This is a genomic window from Catalinimonas alkaloidigena (genome assembly GCF_029504655.1).
Taxonomy (GTDB): Bacteria; Bacteroidota; Bacteroidia; order Cytophagales; family Cyclobacteriaceae; genus Catalinimonas; species Catalinimonas alkaloidigena.
Window position 1 is genome coordinate 728,490 of record NZ_JAQFIL010000001.1, and the last position, 18,755, is coordinate 747,244.

Annotated in this window: 19 protein-coding genes and 1 tRNA gene; 13 read left to right on the top strand and 7 right to left on the bottom strand. The window is 40.8% G+C overall.

The annotated features are described in order from the left end of the window. Positions 1-38: 38 nt before the first annotated feature. The 3 genes from OKW21_RS03100 to OKW21_RS03110 are packed head-to-tail and all read left to right on the top strand — an operon-like array spanning position 39 to position 5,514. Complete coding sequence (locus OKW21_RS03100; protein ID WP_277477178.1) at positions 39-812, top strand: HsdM family class I SAM-dependent methyltransferase; 774 nt, start codon at positions 39-41, stop codon at positions 810-812. 2 nt (positions 813-814) lie between these two features. After that, positions 815-1,030: a hypothetical protein gene (locus tag OKW21_RS03105; RefSeq protein ID WP_277477180.1), complete on the top strand. Its 216-nt coding sequence runs from the start codon at positions 815-817 to the stop codon at positions 1,028-1,030. After that, positions 1,027-5,514, top strand: a complete 4,488-nt coding sequence (locus OKW21_RS03110; protein WP_277477183.1) for an SNF2-related protein — start codon at positions 1,027-1,029, stop codon at positions 5,512-5,514. Before OKW21_RS03105 ends, OKW21_RS03110 begins: the two co-directional genes overlap by 4 nt. A 118-nt stretch (positions 5,515-5,632) precedes the next feature. Here OKW21_RS03110 and OKW21_RS03115 read toward each other — a convergent pair whose 3' ends face one another. Further along, complete coding sequence (locus OKW21_RS03115) at positions 5,633-6,166, bottom strand: dihydrofolate reductase family protein (protein ID WP_277477185.1); 534 nt, start codon at positions 6,164-6,166, stop codon at positions 5,633-5,635. 71 nt (positions 6,167-6,237) lie between these two features. Then, positions 6,238-6,972, bottom strand: a complete 735-nt coding sequence (locus tag OKW21_RS03120) for a helix-turn-helix transcriptional regulator (RefSeq protein WP_277477186.1) — start codon at positions 6,970-6,972, stop codon at positions 6,238-6,240. A gap of 138 nt (positions 6,973-7,110) precedes the next feature. Between OKW21_RS03120 and OKW21_RS03125 the strand changes: the two genes are divergently transcribed. Genes OKW21_RS03125 through OKW21_RS03165 form a run of 9 tightly spaced genes read left to right on the top strand, consistent with a single transcriptional unit; the run spans position 7,111 to position 15,091 of the window. Further along, positions 7,111-8,121 (top strand): hypothetical protein, encoded by a 1,011-nt coding sequence (locus tag OKW21_RS03125; protein WP_277477188.1) that lies wholly within the window; start codon positions 7,111-7,113, stop codon positions 8,119-8,121. A 35-nt stretch (positions 8,122-8,156) separates the two neighbouring features. Further along, a complete protein-coding gene (locus OKW21_RS03130; RefSeq protein WP_277477191.1) occupies positions 8,157-8,900 on the top strand; it encodes a DNA/RNA helicase domain-containing protein in 744 nt (247 codons plus the stop codon). Next, on the top strand, positions 8,897-9,592 hold the full coding sequence (locus OKW21_RS03135; protein WP_277477193.1) for a hypothetical protein: 696 nt from the start codon (positions 8,897-8,899) through the stop codon (positions 9,590-9,592). Before OKW21_RS03130 ends, OKW21_RS03135 begins: the two co-directional genes overlap by 4 nt. Beyond that, positions 9,592-12,096, top strand: a complete 2,505-nt coding sequence (locus OKW21_RS03140; protein WP_277477195.1) for a hypothetical protein — start codon at positions 9,592-9,594, stop codon at positions 12,094-12,096. The genes OKW21_RS03135 and OKW21_RS03140 overlap by 1 nt, the downstream gene beginning before the upstream one ends. Then, positions 11,990-13,258 carry a LamG-like jellyroll fold domain-containing protein gene (locus tag OKW21_RS03145; RefSeq protein ID WP_277477197.1) on the top strand — a complete coding sequence of 423 codons (1,269 nt, stop codon included), beginning with the start codon at positions 11,990-11,992 and terminating at the stop codon, positions 13,256-13,258. The genes OKW21_RS03140 and OKW21_RS03145 overlap by 107 nt, the downstream gene beginning before the upstream one ends. Before the next feature lie 35 nt (positions 13,259-13,293). Beyond that, on the top strand, positions 13,294-13,989 hold the full coding sequence (locus OKW21_RS03150) for a SprB repeat-containing protein (protein ID WP_277477199.1): 696 nt from the start codon (positions 13,294-13,296) through the stop codon (positions 13,987-13,989). Then, complete coding sequence (locus OKW21_RS03155) at positions 13,986-14,321, top strand: hypothetical protein (protein WP_277477201.1); 336 nt, start codon at positions 13,986-13,988, stop codon at positions 14,319-14,321. Before OKW21_RS03150 ends, OKW21_RS03155 begins: the two co-directional genes overlap by 4 nt. Then, positions 14,314-14,628, top strand: a complete 315-nt coding sequence (locus OKW21_RS03160; protein ID WP_277477203.1) for a hypothetical protein — start codon at positions 14,314-14,316, stop codon at positions 14,626-14,628. Before OKW21_RS03155 ends, OKW21_RS03160 begins: the two co-directional genes overlap by 8 nt. Beyond that, entirely contained in the window at positions 14,588-15,091 is a 504-nt protein-coding gene (locus tag OKW21_RS03165) for a hypothetical protein (RefSeq protein ID WP_277477204.1), read from the top strand. Before OKW21_RS03160 ends, OKW21_RS03165 begins: the two co-directional genes overlap by 41 nt. A 69-nt stretch (positions 15,092-15,160) precedes the next feature. Here OKW21_RS03165 and OKW21_RS03170 read toward each other — a convergent pair whose 3' ends face one another. The 5 genes from OKW21_RS03170 to OKW21_RS03190 all read right to left on the bottom strand — a co-directional run bounded on the left by OKW21_RS03170 (position 15,161) and on the right by OKW21_RS03190 (position 17,865). Continuing rightward, positions 15,161-15,658: a hypothetical protein gene (locus tag OKW21_RS03170; RefSeq protein WP_277477206.1), complete on the bottom strand. Its 498-nt coding sequence runs from the start codon at positions 15,656-15,658 to the stop codon at positions 15,161-15,163. 96 nt (positions 15,659-15,754) lie between these two features. Further along, positions 15,755-16,150 carry a helix-turn-helix domain-containing protein gene (locus OKW21_RS03175; protein ID WP_277477208.1) on the bottom strand — a complete coding sequence of 132 codons (396 nt, stop codon included), beginning with the start codon at positions 16,148-16,150 and terminating at the stop codon, positions 15,755-15,757. Positions 16,151-16,166: 16 nt separating this feature from the next. Beyond that, on the bottom strand, positions 16,167-16,268 hold the full coding sequence (locus OKW21_RS03180) for a type II toxin-antitoxin system HicA family toxin (protein ID WP_277477210.1): 102 nt from the start codon (positions 16,266-16,268) through the stop codon (positions 16,167-16,169). A 192-nt stretch (positions 16,269-16,460) separates the two neighbouring features. Then, entirely contained in the window at positions 16,461-17,630 is a 1,170-nt protein-coding gene (locus tag OKW21_RS03185) for a site-specific integrase (RefSeq protein ID WP_277477212.1), read from the bottom strand. 151 nt (positions 17,631-17,781) lie between these two features. After that, positions 17,782-17,865: transfer RNA gene (locus OKW21_RS03190), tRNA-Leu, on the bottom strand. 103 nt (positions 17,866-17,968) lie between these two features. Here OKW21_RS03190 and OKW21_RS03195 point away from each other — a divergent pair. Then, complete coding sequence (locus OKW21_RS03195; RefSeq protein WP_277477215.1) at positions 17,969-18,751, top strand: enoyl-CoA hydratase/isomerase family protein; 783 nt, start codon at positions 17,969-17,971, stop codon at positions 18,749-18,751. Positions 18,752-18,755 lie beyond the last annotated feature (4 nt).

Genomic DNA, 18,755 nt, shown 5'->3' on the forward strand with positions numbered 1-18,755 from the left:
CTAACCCGGTACACCTACCTTGCTCTCAAAAATAGGCAATGCTGGAATCGATAGGTTTTTCAGGGGCACAGGCAGAAAGCAAAGCAGAAATAGAAGCGATGATCCGCAGAAAAAATGCTGCGGGGGAATTGTATTCTGAAGAAGAAAAAGCTTTACTCCGTGAATATGAAGGTGCTGGTGGTATCTCCGATGCTGAGGATGAATATGCAGGGGCAGCAGATGAGTTCTATACTCCGGATTTCCTTATTGAAATCATGTGGGATTTGGCTAAGCATTATGGCTTTCCTCAGGATGGCAAAGCACTGGAACCTTCATGTGGTACCGGAAGATTCTTTGACCATGCACCTGATCAGGTAAAACTATATGGAATGGAGATTAATCCTATCAGTTTTCGGATTGCCCAAATACTGCACCCCCAAGCAACCCTTTACAACCAATATTTTGAAACGCTCTTTTTAGAACCCCCACGCTACACCACCAAAGCCAGCAAACCCTGGTTAAGAGAATTTGAATTGATTATTGGCAATCCTCCCTATGGCACCCACTTAGGACCTTACGCCAGTTACTTTAACACCAAGCCAAGGCATCATACCATTGAGAATTTCTTCCTGTACTATGGGTTGAAACTCCTTAAAAAGAATGGCCTAATCGTGTTCCTGACTTCTTCTAATTTCCTGCGCAATGGAGATAAGTATAAGGAGATCAAACAAGCTATGGGTAAGGTAGCAAATCTGGTGGATGCTTACCGACTACCGGCAGTATTTAGAAATTCCAGCGTACCTACCGACATTCTGGTGCTTAAAAAACTATAACCATGAGAAAAAAAAGAGAAAACACCATCATCCAGCTACGCCAAAAAGTGCGCGATCTGCTGTTGAGTCTTGATCCGAAAAGCTATCCTGGTATTTCTGCTATCCTTAATGATGCAGACGGATACCGGCAGATGGAGAACATGCTGCTTAATTATGCAGCCACCAACCAAATCAGCTTGTCTGCAGCAGTCAACCAACTGGAAATGGAGCTCTCATGAAACATCCAGCCAGCCATTACCGGGCAAGGATTCAAATCATAGAAGACTACATCAATGAGTTACCCATAGACCGAAAGGCAAAAAATGATGTGCGTTCACTGCTCAAGCAAGGCTATATCTCTCCGGAGCTTTATGCGAAAGACAATCTTTTTGTATTACCCGCTGCCGAAAGTGAAGAAGCACTTATCAAAGACTATCTCTTTGCTAATATGGTATCTGAAGAGCCTTTGAGCTTTGAAGAGAAAGCCAGTTACTCTACTTGGTTTGCTATGCATCCGGAAAAGCAGCTAGGAGAAGAAAAAGTGACTTCTTCCTTTCACTTTCCTCTGCAGATCAGGGGCAAAAAAGCGGATATCCCCAGGCTGATTAGAGCACAGCTCAATAAGCAAACCCCAGAACAACCAACCCAAAGCAACCCAAAATTACTGGCTGCAGCGAAAGCTAGGGCCATCATCATCAAAATGAACATGCTCAAAATGAAGAATACAAATAGAACTACTCAAATTACGCTTTCCGGACTTGCTGGTTTAGCAGGGCTTTCCGGGCATCAACTCCATGCCACTTTAGGAGCATTGCCTACCGGTACTTTAAGAAAGCTGGATGATTACACATTAGGAAGGCTTGTGAAGCCTGAGCGGAAAGAAGAGGGGAAACGCAGCTTTGAGGAAGTGATTCAAATGTATAACCAGGGTATTAGTGAAGATGAAATCAAAGTATGGGTGTGGTATCGCAGGTCATTAGGCTCTCCCATGACAAGCTGGAAGAAATACTTCCTGGACAACAATACCGGTGCGGATAGAGACAATGTAGCATACGCAAACGCTGCTACTTCCATCTTAGACAACAAGTGGCACAAAATAGCAACCGTTCCCACCGGTTCTATTCTGGGTAAACCCACCAGATTTGAGCATGAATACAACAATAAAGTGTATCTGGTACTCACCAATCCTCAGGGCCAAAAGATCATTGTGCTTAAGGATCACTGTACCATCAAAGCTACTACTCAGCAAGTCAGTGAAGAAAGCCTTAGCAGCTTTGTTCAAAAGGGGCTGCTTTTCTACTCCAACGGAGAATTATTGCCCTTGCCCATTTATGCCTATGGCAATATGTATGAAAGGGCGAAGCAGTTAGAAGATGACAAAGAGGAAATCATCTCAAGGTTTGGAGAGTCCGTATATGCCAAGCATCAAAACATCATCGCTGAGCGTACTCCCAAGCCAATTTCTATTCAGCATGTAGATCCTAACGAACGTCCTAAGATTCTGGCATTCTCTGAGTTTTCTAAATCCTTCAGGATTGAGAATCTTGCTGAAGAAACGGGTTATGAAATAGCCGATAGCTATAAAGATTCTCAAACTGCTAAAATCTCTTTAAGAGATGCTTTCTGGCATTATCTGCAGACTTTAGAAAGAACGGATTTTGGCAACCTATCCGCCCATCAAATCTACTATTATTATGTACTGGGCAGAAGCATGAACCGCATGGATAAAGCCGAACAGCAGATGATCATGCAGTACGGTCCAGAAGAAGGCGAAAAGCTTTTCTCCCGATTCCTGCACGAAGGCTTACAACTGGAAGACAAGCAAAAGATAGATTTTGAATGGAACAGGCTTTATAATGGTACTGCTGATATCATGTATCATCGCATTCCGGTAGGTTTTGAGTGCAGCAAAACCTTTGGCAAAAACCATGGTACACTCCAATTTACCCCTCCCCAAAGAGAAGCCATTGCCTTTATGCAGGCCGCTGGTTCCGGTATTATAGCCTATGATGTAGGTGTCGGTAAAACCATGTCGGCCATCATCACTATGGCCAATAATCTTTACGAAGGCAGAGTGAAGCGTCCGGTGGTAGTGGTTCCCAACCCCACTTACGAAAAGTGGAAGCGAGAAATCATCGGATATACTGATAAAAAGAGCAAGCAGTTTGTACCTGGAGTGCTTTCTCATACCGGTATTACCATCAATGACTGGTATAATCTGGGCACTCAGATCCGTAAAGGCATAGACTTAGAGCAAGAAGTACCGGAGAACAGCATCACCCTGCTTACCTATGAAGGTTTTATCCAGTTGGGCTATTCAGAAAACCTGCAAAGAGAATTCTTTGATGAGCTCAATGACATCGTGATGATGAAAGATGTGGGCAAAACCAATAGGGACTGGTCCAAGATGAAAAAGAAGAACCAGAAAACAGTGGGTCAGGCGCAGAAAGGAACCCGGGTAGATGTAGACAGCTTAGGCTTTGACTTTATCGTAGTAGATGAAGCCCATAACTTCAAGAACGTATTTACCAATACTCCCACCGATGATGAAGGCAACAAGCGTTTCAAAATGGAGTCGCAAGCCTCAGACCGAGCCATCAAAATGTTCTTTATGACCAACTACATTCAGCGTAAGTTTGGTCGTAATGTGATGCTCTTAACCGCTACTCCTTTTACCAATTCTCCGCTGGAAGTATTCTCTATGTTGTCCATGGTTGCTTATGACAAAATGGTGCAGATGGGCTTAAAAAACATAGGCTCCTTTCTGGAAACCTTTGTACTACAGGAAATGGAATATGCCAACAGTTATGATGGCACTATCCAGCAGAAATATGTAGTGAAGCGATTCAACAACCGATTGCTACTCCAAAAACTCATTCACAACCATATCAGCTACAAAACAGGAGAGGATGCAGGGGTATTAAGACCTATTAAAGTTAATTTACCCAAGCTCTACCGTACTACGCCTTCCGGAGAAGTACAGCGATTAAAAGGAGATGAGCAGATCCTTACCTACCTTACCATGACTGAAGACCAGTATGCGGTACAAAACCAGGTGATCAAACTGGCAATGGACAAAAGCAGAGGGGGAAGTATACTGGAAAGTATGGGGCAATCTTTAAGCAATGCCATAAGCCCCTACTTTACCAAGCTCTACAATGGCTTGCCGCCCAAAGATCATATAGAGTTTGTCAAAAACTCTCCCAAGATTGACTATACCTGTCAATGTATAGCCTCAGTGAAGCAGTACCATGAAGAAAAAGGAGAAGCCGTTTCCGGCCAGGTGATCTATATGAACCGGGGGAAAGACTATTTCCCCATGCTCAAAAAATACCTCATTGAAGAAGTAGGCTACAAGCAGAACGTCAAACACAACAGAAAGTCTTTTGATGAGGTAGAGATCATTACTTCTGGTATTTCCGGAACACGCAAAGAAGCCATCAAAGATGCTTTCCAGGCTAATGTTGTTAAAGTCATTATCGGCACGAGCACCATCACTGAAGGAATTGATTTGCAGAACCATGGTACCGTACTCTATATTTTGCTGCCCGACTGGAATCCTACCAGTATCAGGCAGGTAGAAGGAAGAATTCACCGGCAGAAAAACCGCTTTGGCTATGTGCGTATTGTTATGCCTTTGGTCAATGACTCCATGGATGTGTTTGTCTTCCAAAAGCTGGAAGAGAAGTCCAGCAGGATTAACGACATCTGGTACCGTAGTGATAGAGGCAATGTACTGGATCAGGAATCCCTCGATCCGGAAGAAGTAAAGTTCGCGCTGTACACCAATATCGGTGAATTGGTCAAAATGGAACTGGACAAGCAGGAAAAAGAGAATACCCGCAAAAAAGAAGTATTGGAATCTGAGCACAAGACTTTGCTTACCCTGAAAGGTAGAATCAAGACCTACCAGAATTTCAGAGACAGCTTGCCTCGTAAAATGGAGGATTTGGTCAATCGGACTAATGACTATTTCTTTGGCCACCATGGAAATGGAGTATCCAAGAACTACGAACAGCAATATTACTGGCGCAGTAAAGATGAAAAGCAGCGTAAAGCTTTATTAGAACGTATTCAGGATGTAGTCAAAGACGTACAGGAGTTTCTTGCCTCTTCAGATAGGGATGATAAAGAGTTGATCAGGGCTGGAAAGCGACTGCTTAATCTATTGGGAGACATCAATTCTTCAAACTGGCAGTTCAATGCTGACTTTTCCGAATTCAGAGCCATTGTTCCCCAGGTTCGGAAAGCGGAGACCACAACCCTTGCCAAACGAAGTATGAGCATCCATGATGATCTTTCTCCAATTTTAGAAGAGATGGAAACTGAAATCCAGAAGGTGGAAGAAGAGCGGCAGTTTTTACGCTCAGAAGAAAATCTGAGCAAGCTGGAAGCCATAGTTAGGGAAAAGAAAGCCAAACTACAGATCAGGCCGGGAACCATCACCGAACGAGCGCAAGAATTTGCTTCTCTCAACTATCTGCTGGACTACTCACAGGCTGATACCATGAATCAAGGGCACTCTTTACTTCCTAATGAAGTGGATGCTTTCTCTGACGAAATCAATAAGATCCAGCAGTATAAGCAGATTAGTATGGTTAAGGAGGTAGCCGAAGAAGAGAGAGAAGTGCCTTCAGTAGCTTCTGACAAGCTCAAAGCCAAGGCAAAAGCCAAAGCTATTATCATTAAGATGAAGATGTTGAAAATGAAGAGGGCTGCATAAGTCTTTTTTCATGAGAACTGAAGTAAGGAAACGATCGCAGCGGCGCACCGCACCTTGCCTTTTGGGTAGGTTTAAATGTCAATTCCTACTTTTCCCTACACGATTGGTGGTTCGTTGTTTATTTTTTCCGTTTGTAATGTAACTGCGTTAACCCTGTGTCAAAAGTTTTTGCAGTTACAAATTCAAGCGTTTGTTCAGGTCTTCCATTTTTAAATAGCCTCGTTCCATTACCTACCAATATTGGAATGACCGAAATAATAAATTCATCAATCAAGTCATTTTTTAAAAGTTCATTTATTACTTCTGCCCCTCCATCACAATAGATGTTTTTTCCGTTTTCGCTTTTTAGTTTATGCACTAATTCAGTTAGATTTCCGGTATAGAACTTTACTTTGCCTACACTTGGCCTTTCAGTTCTTGTGATCACATATACGTCCCTTTCCCCATTGTCATAATGAGATGAACCGATTTCTTTAAGCACATAATCGTAGGTTTTCCTACCAATAATAAGAGTGTCAATCGTTGAGGTAAATTTCTCATAACCATAATCTTCGCCTTCTTTTTCTACTATTTTTAAGAAGCTGAGGTCATCATTAGGTTTTGCAATGTACCCGTCCAGACTTGTCGCAATGAAAAGTGATAATTTTCGCATTCGTATTATATTTAAAGTTTCTGCAAAATTAATAGGGAGCACTTATCACTACTTTGGAAAAAAACGACAGACTAAAGTTCGGATGGTGAAAATCCTGTATTTCGCTTGACTTCGTTGGTAAGATGGGAATGGTCATAAAAGCCACATTCAAAAGCAATATCTAACAAACTTCGATTTTCGCTTGAGTTTTTAATTATGTTCAAAGCATTTTGAAAGCGAATAATGTTTGAGTATTCTTTTGGTGAAATTCCTATGTACGTTTTAAAATTTCGTTCTAGCTGGCGCACAGTTGTATAATTCCGTTTCGAGAGCTCGTAAATACTCAACTGTCCATTTGAAGAATGTATATCATTGATTACTGATTGGAGTCGGTTCTTGTTGCTTTTAATTCTATCTATATAAAATTGATTGAAATGATTAAGAGGGTCTTTTAATATTTTGTCAACATCAAATGAATTGTATTTTTCAAGCTCAACGGTGTTGTTGGTCAGTTCATTTTGTGCTACATAATTATAGAAATTTGAAAAAGTTGCAGGCTTGAGGCAAACTCCTAATAAATGTGTATTGCGGTCTATAAAACTATCTTTGAATGAACTCATTGCACCAACAGCATAAGTTTTCCCAAACTCCATAGAAACCAAGCCGTTGTCTGTCAAACAAGAATCTCCCAAATTCACCACTAATCCTGCACATCCATCAGGAAAATTCCGTTCCCATTGTCTATCTTTTTCGTCTCCTTTCAGTTCCCAATAGGAATGAATAAAGAGTTCTAATTTTTTGTGAGGCTTTATTTCTTTGTATTTCATCAATCTCGAGGTGTTGTTTTACAATGACTGCAAACATTAAAACAGCTGAAAGAAGGATATAAGTGCTCAATCCAACTCCACTAATCTTTACCTTCCTAGAATAGCATTCTCAAAGTTAATGAGAAGAATCCGCTATTCATGAAAATAACAAAAAGCAATCATAACAGCATTATAACTGCCGGTTTGGTAAAGGAAATGCCCTCTGAGTTGAAGGAAGCTCACAGCTTCTATGAAGAATCAGTACAGTTTTATGAGGAAGTGCCAGAGGTTAAAGAGGCCATAGATTTATATCTGGAAAATGTTTCTGATTGGGTTGGAAAAGCTAAGGATAAGCCCAATCAGAACAGCGGTAAAGAGAAAAAATCAACTGCCAGCAAAAGCAGCAGTACCGCTAAAAAAACTAGCTCTGCTGCAAATAAAAGAAGCAATACAGCCAAAAAGAAGTCAACTCCCAGGAAATCTACTCCAAAAAAGACTACTCAAAAGAGAAAAACCACAGCCACTAAAAGGCCAAAAACAACTCAGAAAAAGACTGTCAGACAAGAAAATGCAAAGCCTGTCAATAAAATCAGTCCTGAGGTCCGCTTTGCCAAACGGGCCAAGTCATTGCATGAGAAAGTAGCTACCAAGACTCAGATTGCAGCATTTGTTAAAGCTTTGCAACGAGCCATTCTTAAAAAAGAAATTCGCAAGAACAGCCCTCATGCTAATTTTATTATGGATATGCAGCGAATGCTGGTCAATTTCCACAATGGCATGAGCAAATCTCAGGAAAAGTTTAACCTCCCTGCAAGTCTTCTCAAAAAAGCAGTAGATCTCTCTGATGATGAAAGGGTAAGGACTTCAGTAAGGCTGGTAAATCGCTACATTGGCCTCATCAATACCGATAAAATTGCTTCCATGAAGCGATTACTGGATGCTATTGAGAAAGCCATAAAGCAGGGCAAGATCAAAAAAGAAGATGATTACTATTCAGTCATCAACAGTATCACTAAAAAGCTGAAGAATCATACCAGCAACCATACCGTTCTGGATGCCACGCAAACCGAACTGGCAGGTCTACAGGATGTGCTCAAAAAATACAACACCCTTCCTTCCAGACTTGCTCAGCCTAAAGCAAGAAAAGCCAGCGCTGTAAAAAAAAAGTAAGTACCAGATCAGTAAAAGCTAAGCCTAGAAAAAAGATGCTCACTCAAGCACCGGAAGTTGCCAAGAAGGTTGCTACAACCACCAAAAGCAAAGCTGTTGTTTTACCCGGCTTTCAAAGTGTAGATCAGCTTAAAAAAGCTGAGAACACCTTTAGGCTAAAAGGCCACCGTGGCAACGGAGACATCGGTAAACTCTTGGGTGATCTTGAAAAGTATATGCTGGCGCTCACTATAGAAGGAGATCAGGGAGCAGGAAAGACCAGATTTACCTATCAATTAGCCAATGCCTTTGCAGGCTCAGGATTTAATGTAGGGGTGTTTTCTTTAGAAATGGGGGATAAGTCGGATGTAGTGCGCAAGATGATCAATAGCTACATTTCTAAACCCAACAGATCAAGAGTACAGCTGACAGGAAAAGCCAGTGAGGGTATACAAAGCATCCGCAAGCATGCCAAACACTTTGATGTGGTCATCATTGACTCCTGGAACAAGCTGGATACCGATTCCAGTGAATTTGATAAGCTCAGAAAAGACTTCCCTGATACCATCTGGGTAGTAATCTTCCAACGCACTACGCAAGGTATGATCCGGGGAGGGACAGCTCCTTTGTATGATGCGGGCATTAACCTGGAAGCGGTCAAATCCGATGCTGGCTTTGAGCACAACTATGTGCAGGCTACTAAAAACCGATATGGAGAGACCTTCATTCCTTATTCCATAGCTACTAAGAAAATCATCCAACCCAAGCAGGATAACAAACCCACTGAAGAACAAGCATGAGCCTATTTACTGAAGTCTTAAGCAAACTCAAGCCCAAGAACTGGCAGAACGGCAATCACTTCTTTGTGCTGGATTCTCATTATGTAGAGTTTGCCTATCAAGCTACTGTGAAATACCCCAATGGAGCTATAGTCATCTTTCAGGGTAAGTTCTATCAGCGTAATCAGGTGACAGCAGGCTACAATCCGGGTATTGCTCCTACCAATAGCAACTACTGGATTGCCGCTAATCCGGGAAGAGACTTAGGAGATCACCTTTCTTTACTAGCCTTACAAACTGCTCATCCCAATCCCGCTCCTGGAAGTATTGCCACAGTGGAAGATGAGGATGCTTTTTATAAGTGGGACAAGGATAATGGGGAATGGGTACAAATTTCCGGAGGCGGGGGCTCTGATTTGCTGGTATTGTTTGATTCAGACCTGGACACTGTAAGCCCTCCCTTAATGTTCAAAGGGCTGATTGAGAACATTCAAATCAATCTCCCAGTGAATCTGGCAAGCTATTCTTTTCAGGCCCGACTGAATGGAGGCAGTTCTACAGTATTAGCAGATATCAATGCCCTGCAGAGTTGGATCAATACCCATGTAGTAGCAGATGATACGCTTTGGCTATTGGAGATCATTGTCAGCTATCAGTCTGGGGAAAGCGGAGAAGCGGTTGTATTGATGCAGTACGAAAAAACGAGTGTGTAATGATGTTAGTAGTCTCAAAAAGCAAGCAGTTACGACAGGATAGGGTAAATGTGGATTCAATGGTGTCCTTTGATGGGATAGATCAGTATGGAACGATTGAATCAAATCCTAATATCCGAAATGCAGTAGACTGGAATAAGAATTGGGGAGTTTCCTTTTTTTTCTATTTCAATGAGTTTACGCAGTCTGGAAATTACACACAAGTCATTTTTTCGCATAGGAAAAGGTTAACCTCAGCTACCAATACATTAGGTTATAATTTTGGGGTTAGTCATATAAATGGACAATACCATGTATCTATATTTGCTACAAACGGTAGCAATAGGAACGATGGCTTTAGGATGGGTAATGTAAAGCCAAACCAAATTTATCATTGCATTTTAAACTACGACAGCAATTCTCATCAACCTGGAATTTATATTAACAGTGTACCACAAGCTTATTATAGTATAACTTATGATGATGTAAACGGCAGTTGGCAGAATGATGATATTTATACCATTGGATGCTCTAAAGTTGATGCTTTAGATAACTTTTTTGATGGAGGTATATCACATTTAGTTGTTTGTGATAGAAAGATATTGCAACCGGAAGCAAGGCAAATACATTCGTTAGGTGGCGTTATCCCAACTTCCCTTCATTCCGCAGTAGTGGCGCACTATCCATGCACACATTCAGAAGGTGATGTGCTGGTAGATGTGGTAGATCAGTACAGTTATGCGAAGCCACTGAGCAACATATACATTGATTATGGTAGCAATAATGATGGTAGTGGAGAGTGGACAAAAAGCAATGGTGCAAATGTAAATGAATTAGCTACCTACATTACAATCGGTAATAGTGCCACTACTAGCAAAAGAATTTATAATCCTTCCAATGCACTAAGCAAGTATAGATATTCTGCCAATATCAGAACAGCCAGAGCAACAGGTATTTTTGAGGTGTATCAGGATAATACTTTGATTGCTGCAAGTAATGGCTTTGGGGATATTGTTAATGGAAATTTAACCAACAATATCAGCTTTGACTTTGAAGTAGCAGGAAGCTTTGAAATACGTTACAGGCAGACAGATCAGGGAGCAGGCTCATCTAGCGACTTGTTTCACGATACGCTTCAAAACACTGAAGGTTTAAGCCCTCACCACGCCTATCTGCAAAACTTCACTGAAAGTGAGCATACCGGAAGTGCGCAAACTGCCTGGAAGGATTTTTACAGCAAATTGCCCGTAGCAAACTATGGCGTTCACTTTGCCAGCAGTACAAGTAAATGGTTTGGTACGCATATTAATAATACGCCCCTGGTAGGTAATTCATGGAGTACAATGATTGAGTTTACTCCTACCAATCAAAACAGTTTTCCCAATGACAATTACTCTTTTAGGTTTGGCTTTGATCTTTTAATCCAATTCAGAATTAGAGGACAGCTAAATAGCCAACAGTTAGTATTTCAATGGCTGAACAATAATGTGAAAAGCGGTAATTTGACAGGTTATTTACCTTTAAATAATCCCACAAAGATTATCATTACTTACGATGTAGAAACCTATACCCTTACTGCTTATCATGGTAATGGAGTCAGGGTATTTTCTAATGTTCCTCCTATATCAGCTACCAATGGGAGCTATGATATTAACAATACAAATTATAGTGTTTCAGCCTATGCCCTATTGCGCAACGTCTGGTATAACAAAGCTTTATCAGTAAAAGAAGTAGCTTATTTGCAATCAGGCAAAGAGCTGGATAGTGCTTTCATGGATTATGCCTTTACTGATTTTGAAGGTCTGCAAAACCGTATTAGCAGTTCGCCTGCTTGGCCATTGAGCTATACCGGAGGAACCGGACAAATCATTGATAGAGAGCTACAACCTCCCTTTACCAAAAAAGCCCTGCAAATACAGGCTACAAGCAAAGCACAAAGGATATTGCTTGATTCGTTGACTGAATCCTGGAGTGGAGAAATGCACTTCTTCCTGTATCTGGATAGTAAGCCTTCGGGAGCAGAGCGATACCTGTTTACCTCACAACATAATAGCAGCCAGACACACTTTTTTATTGAATATGGAAACAGGCTTTACTTTGAAAATACTTATGGCCCTGGGGTTATCCGTATGCAGTCAGATGTGATCAACATTCAAAAAGGATGGAATCATTTTGGAATCAGGTGCGGAAGTGTGAGCAATGCCAATAGCTTTAAATTTTATCATCAAGGTAGATACGTTGGTAATAACGTAGTGACCAACAACTACAACTCCATTTACAGCGATTTTTTTCCAAGATACATTAGTCGTCAGTACCTTTTCACCGCATGGGCAAGTAGCAATAATACCTTTCCTGCTGGTACGCAATTGGATTGCCGTTTGGTGGCTTTCTATGCTAGTAGAGGAGTGTTTACAAGTAATGACAAGGAAATCCTGGAAGCCATACAACAATGGGCTATTTCAGGGATTGGGCAAAGTGCATACGGTTTTGTATGGGGATTACAAGAATGTACATTCTTTAAGTGATGCCAATAGCAATTTCACAAGCGGTCACAGTTGGGTAACTGGTGAAGGATGGACGGTAACTGCTAATACTTTGCAGTTTAGTGGAGCTGGGGGAGGCCGTAACAGTTCGGTAGCAGTGAATGGCATTGGCGATGGTGGAAGCAATATAGGCAAGAAGATCATGGTTACGGTCAATGTTTCTGCTATTAGCAAGCCTAGCGGTGGTAATGGGATCGGTTTAGCACTTGGTAGTACCTCTAACAAGAAATACATCAATAGTGTAGGTTCGCATACCTATCAGCTAACCTATGAAGGGGGAGGACAAGGAAGGTTATTCATTTCAAATGATAAAGGAGCAGACAGCTATACCATTACTTCTATTGTGGTCTGGTGGTATAACGTAAAAGATGTAGGCAATGCCCGTAGTTGTGAGTTGGAAAACTATACTCCCAACGATGAATCTCCAGTCATCAACATAGACCGTTTTCAAGCTGGTGAACTGGACACGAATTATAGCCCATACCCAACAGTTTTCAGTAGCCGTAGTGCTAGAATTAGCTGGAATACCGATGTAGACGAGACTAAATTCTCAGTATCGTTCTGGTATTATGCAACAGGCTATAATGGCAGTACAGGCTCTAATAACCTCTTTTTTGCTGGATTGGCAGGGGGAGGCTATATTTCGGTCAAATACCAAAACACAAGCGGGCCGCTTTATTTTGTCTGGGCACATACTGACAATGGTAATAATAATGGGGAAAGGACTACCTTAAACTTTGGTAGCCCCCCCATAGGTCAGTGGACGCATATTGCATTTAGTTTTGAGCAAAATGTGTTGGGTAAATGCAATAGGCATGGTTATCAATTATCAAGTGCAGACAATGTTTTTTTAGCTGGAAACATCAACTACATAGGCTTTTTTGGTAGTACCGATGGCAATGAAAATCCCGCACCCGCTTTTGTGCGCAATCTCCAAGTATACAATGGTCACGTACTGACAACCGCAGAGATCAACGAACTCAGAGCATTAGGCCACAATGCGATTAATCCTCCTATAAACTTAGTCAACAAGCTTAGTCTGCATGCCCCATGCATGCAAAAGGCAGGTGTGCCAATGGATTTGATCAGTGGCAAACGTGCTTATATGGAAGAAAGCAGATTGCAATGGGCTAAGAGTCCTTGATAGAAAAATTCACTTTAAAATTAAGATAATGACCTATGATTACTTATAAGATTAATGAGCTAGATGTCCATGTATATGCAGATTTCGTGGATGATGAAACGGATTGGCGCATTGAGTATCTGGATGCTGATGGATTGCTTAACCGCTACAAGATTAAAGGTTATCCCATACCTTTTAATAAGAAAATCAAGGTGAGCTATTCTTATGCTCTCATCAGGCCCAGTAATGGAGAGGTATTAAAAAGCTTTGCTGATGCTTACGATGAGCCTAATGTCTCTACTTTTTACCATACGGTTCTCCCTCAGAGTGTTAGTTATGGCTATTTTGCTGCTTTTCAAAGCCTGAATGGATTGTGTGCAAGGCTACCTGAACTAGCGGGTAACAATCAATGTCCACATAAAGGTTATAGGCCTTTCAATACGGTGGGTGAATTTGTGCAGCCGGTACAATTTCGCACTGAAATTACCGATGAAACACAATCTAACCTAGAAGTTGAAGGACAACAGCAACTGGTTGCTAACAGTGACGGAAATATCACAGTAACTGTTATCAATGGAGTAGGTCCTTATGAATACAAGCTGAACGATAACATCTATCAGTCCACCAATGTATTTGATAACCTTGCTGCCGGTGATTATACCATCTATGTACGAGATAGTGTAGGTACTGAGCGATATGCCCAGCTCACAGTAAAACTTCAGGATTTTGAAAGAGAAGCTATCCAAATATGATCATACTTCAGGTAATAGAAGCCACTAACGCCCTGATGGAAACCAGCAAAGAGCAGGGATTTCTCGTTTTTTTCCTTTGCTTTTTGTTGGTGGTGCTTGGTGGCTTGATTTGGTGGTACATGCAAAAGCTGGAAACCAAAAACCAGGCAATACAGGATTGTTACAAAGATCAGGTAAAGGTAGAAGTCTCTGTCCAACAATATGCAAAACAAGTGGATGAAAGACTAAAAGATATCAACAATGCCATGAGAAATAATGATACTCATCTATTAAGGCAGTTGATTGCAGATTTAGGGTTTTCGGTCAGGAACAATCAATACAGGGATGAATAAGGGGTTGATTCTAGGAATAATTGTGATCGCAATCGTTTGGGTTACGGTCACACTAGCGCTAAAAAAGCAGGAAGAGCAGCAGATACAGATCAGGCGTATTGAAATGCATGTCCAGGAGCAGGATTCACTTATCACATCTTTAGTAACTGTCAATGGAAAACTTCAAACTACGATTATCCAGCGGGATTCTCTCTTACATCATCAAAAGCATCTTATTCACAGCTATGAAAGGGCTATGGATAGTTTGTCTGTTATCATGCAGTATCTTGAGCGTAGCGACTTATCAAAACGTTATCGCTCAAGGTAGCGATAGCCTGATCATTGAGAGAGTTACTATTCCTCAATCCCTATCCGGACAGATCGAGAAAAGTGATATCCTGATTGACAGAAGAACTTATCAACTGCTATTAAGAGACCTGGATAAGTATGATAAGTTCAAAAGTAAATTCGCAGTCCTTCAGCAGCAGAATGACAGCCTGTTTGCTGAATTAAGATTTCAGATAGCTCAGTTGAACCAGCTTTACCAAAAAGCAGATCTACTACAAAACAAGCTATTGAATAATCAAATAGAATTGATTCGTACTGAAGAGTCTCTCAATGACTACAAGGTGAAGTATGACGAATATTTGGATGAAACTGGAACTCAGGAAGAGAAGATCAGGTACCGGACTCGCTATATTTTCAGAAATAAACAGGAAAGAAGGTGGTTCTGGATCACCTGGGGAGTCTTTACATTGGTGCCTGCCGGTATAGTGGTTCTTACACGATAGATAAGGTTATCGTTTAGTATATGGCGAGTAGGGGAGTTGAAAGCGATGGACTTTCAAGTTTGCATTAAACTAAATCGTTGTATTTTGTTTTAATATCGATTTTCGTTTTAGAAATATGACTGTGAAAATTACTAGGTCTAATAGCATCAAGATAATTAGTACATTTTTCTCCAATGCAGTTGCTTCTTTAATATTGAGAATTTCATGGTCATCAATTTGAATATTGAAAATATGAGCGGTCCTGTTATTGCTGAACCCATTAAATCCATTTGGGTCATACATTATCGATATACTCTTGCCTAAAACTCTGTTTGTCTTTAGAAACGAAAATGCCCTTTCATATTTTTCATGTACTGAAAAACGTAATGGTTCATTCACGATACTAAGAACAATGGATTTATTATTTCCCTTTCCTGGAACTCTTTCAAGTTGTTGAGAGTAAACAGTTCCAGAAACTTCCTTAAGGTCTGATTCAGTAATAAAAACTTGATTCAGAACAAATGAATGGACAAAAACATAAATTATTATTAAGAATAATATGAGTGCTATCTTTCCTTTATAATTCATTATTCTTTTTCTAGATGCTTGGCTAAATGAATGCCAACATTAAAAATAAACATACCCTTTGAAGAAGTTCGGAAAGCACCTCTTCTACTTCAATTTCTATCTTAGAATGAGATTCATTTCAGCCAATTCCTGCCCAATTTGGTGAATGCCATCTAATATCTTCCTTTGTTGCTTGGGAGAAGGTGTCTTTTTGCCTTTTGCATACTGAGAAAGCAATGAGGCATTTACCCCAATGCGTTGGGCAAGCAGGTTAGCATTGATGATTTTGTACTCCTGAAAAAAGTGCTGCCAGTCTATCTCAAATTGTATGTTTGAAGCATCAGCTACATACCCTTCTTCTTCAAAGTAAAAGTTTACTGCCTCAACTGTGTTCCCTAACAAATCAGCTACCGACTTTCCAGTAGTATAAATAGGATAGTCTTTAGCATAAGCAGAAAAACCTGTATTGGTTTTTTCTACTACTATCGGTATTTTTTTTCTTAGCTTTTTCATTTTAATCCAGCGTCTTTTAAGATTTTCTTTTCCGTGCGACGTCCGCTAACCCTTTACCCATCTCCTGGCTTCCATGATTAGGAAAAATGATAATACCCTCTTTTGTAGGGTGCTTCATTTTTACATGAGAGCCTTTCTGAGATATTGGATACCAGCCATTCCATGGGGGCCATCCTTCTTAAGAATTCTAAATAATTCTGAACACTTCATTCACGTAAATTTAACAAAAAAAGGTAAATAATAATTTACCTTTTGATAAAAAAGAAGGGAGTAGATTACTTGCTACTCCCTTATATGATTAAAACTGTTTTTATAAATTTCTAATAGCTTCTGTTTCCTTTGCCACTTTTACTGCTGACACATCTACATAATAACTTCTTGTCATACGAGTATCAGCATGGCCATACATGCCAGAGATACTTTCTATACTGACTCCATTTTCCTGTAAGACATTTCCGAAAGTTTTACGACCAACATGCGTAGTTAGATGTTTATCAATACCTACAATGAATGCTACCTCTTTGAGATAACGATTATATTGTTGGTTGTCTAAAGTTGGAACAGTGTATTTCCATTTTTCCAGGATTTTTTTTGCTGTTGTGAACAAAGGAATCTCACACTGAGCACCATGTACTTTTTTTCTGTCGGTGAATATCCATTCTTTGCCATCTACACCAATTTTAATCCATGAAGGGTCAAATCGTATGAGTTCGGCATAACTTAAGCCAGTATAGCATTGAAAGGTAAATAATTCAGCTACTTGCGCCAGCCTCCAGCTGGCAAACTTATGATTTACCAGCTTTTGAAGCTCATTTTGGGTTAAGTAGACCTTTTTTTTACGTTCAACTCTTCTATACTTAAAGCTGTTTAAGGGATTATATTCAATCCATTCTTGAAGTACTGCGAAATCCAAAACGGTTTTGACAAAACCAATAATCCTATTGCAGTATACCTGTTTAAACCTTCTCTCGCCTCTGAGATAATTATCTAAATTTGCCAGAGTACGGACATTGACATCAGAACATAAAAGATTAAGGTCCTTTTGGAAGACTAAGAAATGATGAACGTTTTTCATCTGTCTTCTGAAATTACTTACCGTACTTTTGGAAAGTTCAGGTTCATAAGAGCGATTCTGGATGTACTTTTGCATTGCATGCACGAGAGTAGCTCTTTCTTTTAGCTCGCCTGTAAAGATTCCCTTTACAATGGCTGGAGTTGATCGTTTACCACGTCGTTCTAAGTCACTGTGGATACTAATTATCTCCGCCCTAATGTCAATGAGCTTATTGTTGTACACATTAGCCAAACGATCTTCGCCTAGCACTTTACCATTTCCTCGGGAATCCCACTGTTCAGGTAAAATAAATATACCCGTAGAAAACTCTACTGTCTTTTGGCTTTTCATTTGAAGCCTGGCATATAACGGCGCCAATCCCGTCCTCTTCGCCTTCGCCTTGCGAACGACATAGAGGAGCTTCATAATAGATTTATTTCTCTCATATTGCCCCGAAAATTGGTCACTAATAGATAGTGAGGTCACTGAAAGGGTCACTGGTCACTGATTCGGGCTAAGGTTTGGGGAAAGAAAAAGCCCGAAAAAGAGCTCTTCGGGCTATAAATTAACAAGTTAGTGCGCACGAGAAGATTCGAACTTCCACGCCAGTTAAGGCACTGCCCCCTCAAGACAGCGTGTCTACCAATTCCACCACGTGCGCGTAGGGGAGCACAAAATTAGAAAAATTGTGATAGTACACAATGGTTTTTTCCGCATTTTAGTGTATACTCTCCAACATTCAAGCATATAAAAAAAGAAAAAGCATGTATCAATACATTCAATATGAAGAGCAAGGGGGCAGAGCTACCATCACCATGAACCGTCCGGAGGTGTATAATGCTTTAAATCAGGGGATTAAAGAAGAGTTATTACAAGCTTTTAAGGCTGCTGAAAACAATCCTGAGATCAGGGTAGTAGTATTAGCAGGGGCAGGTAATGCTTTTTGTTCCGGTCAGGACCTTAAGTCCGCCCAGGAAGAAATGAAGGGAAAGTCCTATGCTGACGCTATTCGGACCTATTATAACCCTCTTATACTTCAGATGCGGCACATGCCTAAACCTATTATCGCCCGTATTCAGGGCATTGCAGCCGGTGCAGGTTGTTCATTAGCACTGGCCTGCGATGTAGTGGTTGCGTCAGAAGATGCGATCCTCAGCGAACTTTTTGTAGGCATTGGCCTGGTCATGGATTCTGGTTCTACCTATTTTTTACCCCGGATGATCGGTAGACTGAAAGCTTTTGAGCTGGCTAGTCTGGGTACGCAGGTACAGTCGGCAGTGGCGCTCGAACTAGGCTTGGTAAATAAAGTAGTATCTGAAGAGTCATTGGATAAGGCTGTTCAAACTTATGTAGAAGGATATCTGAATGCACCCTCGACCACAGTAGGGCTGATCAAGCAGATGCTGCATCAGTCAGCCAATATGAGCCTGGAAGAAGTGCTGGAACTGGAAGCGGAATATCAGGATAAAGCCGCTGTTACCCAGGATCATCAGGAAGGAATGAAAGCTTTTCTCGAGAAAAGAGATCCGAAATTTACAGGAAAATAATACT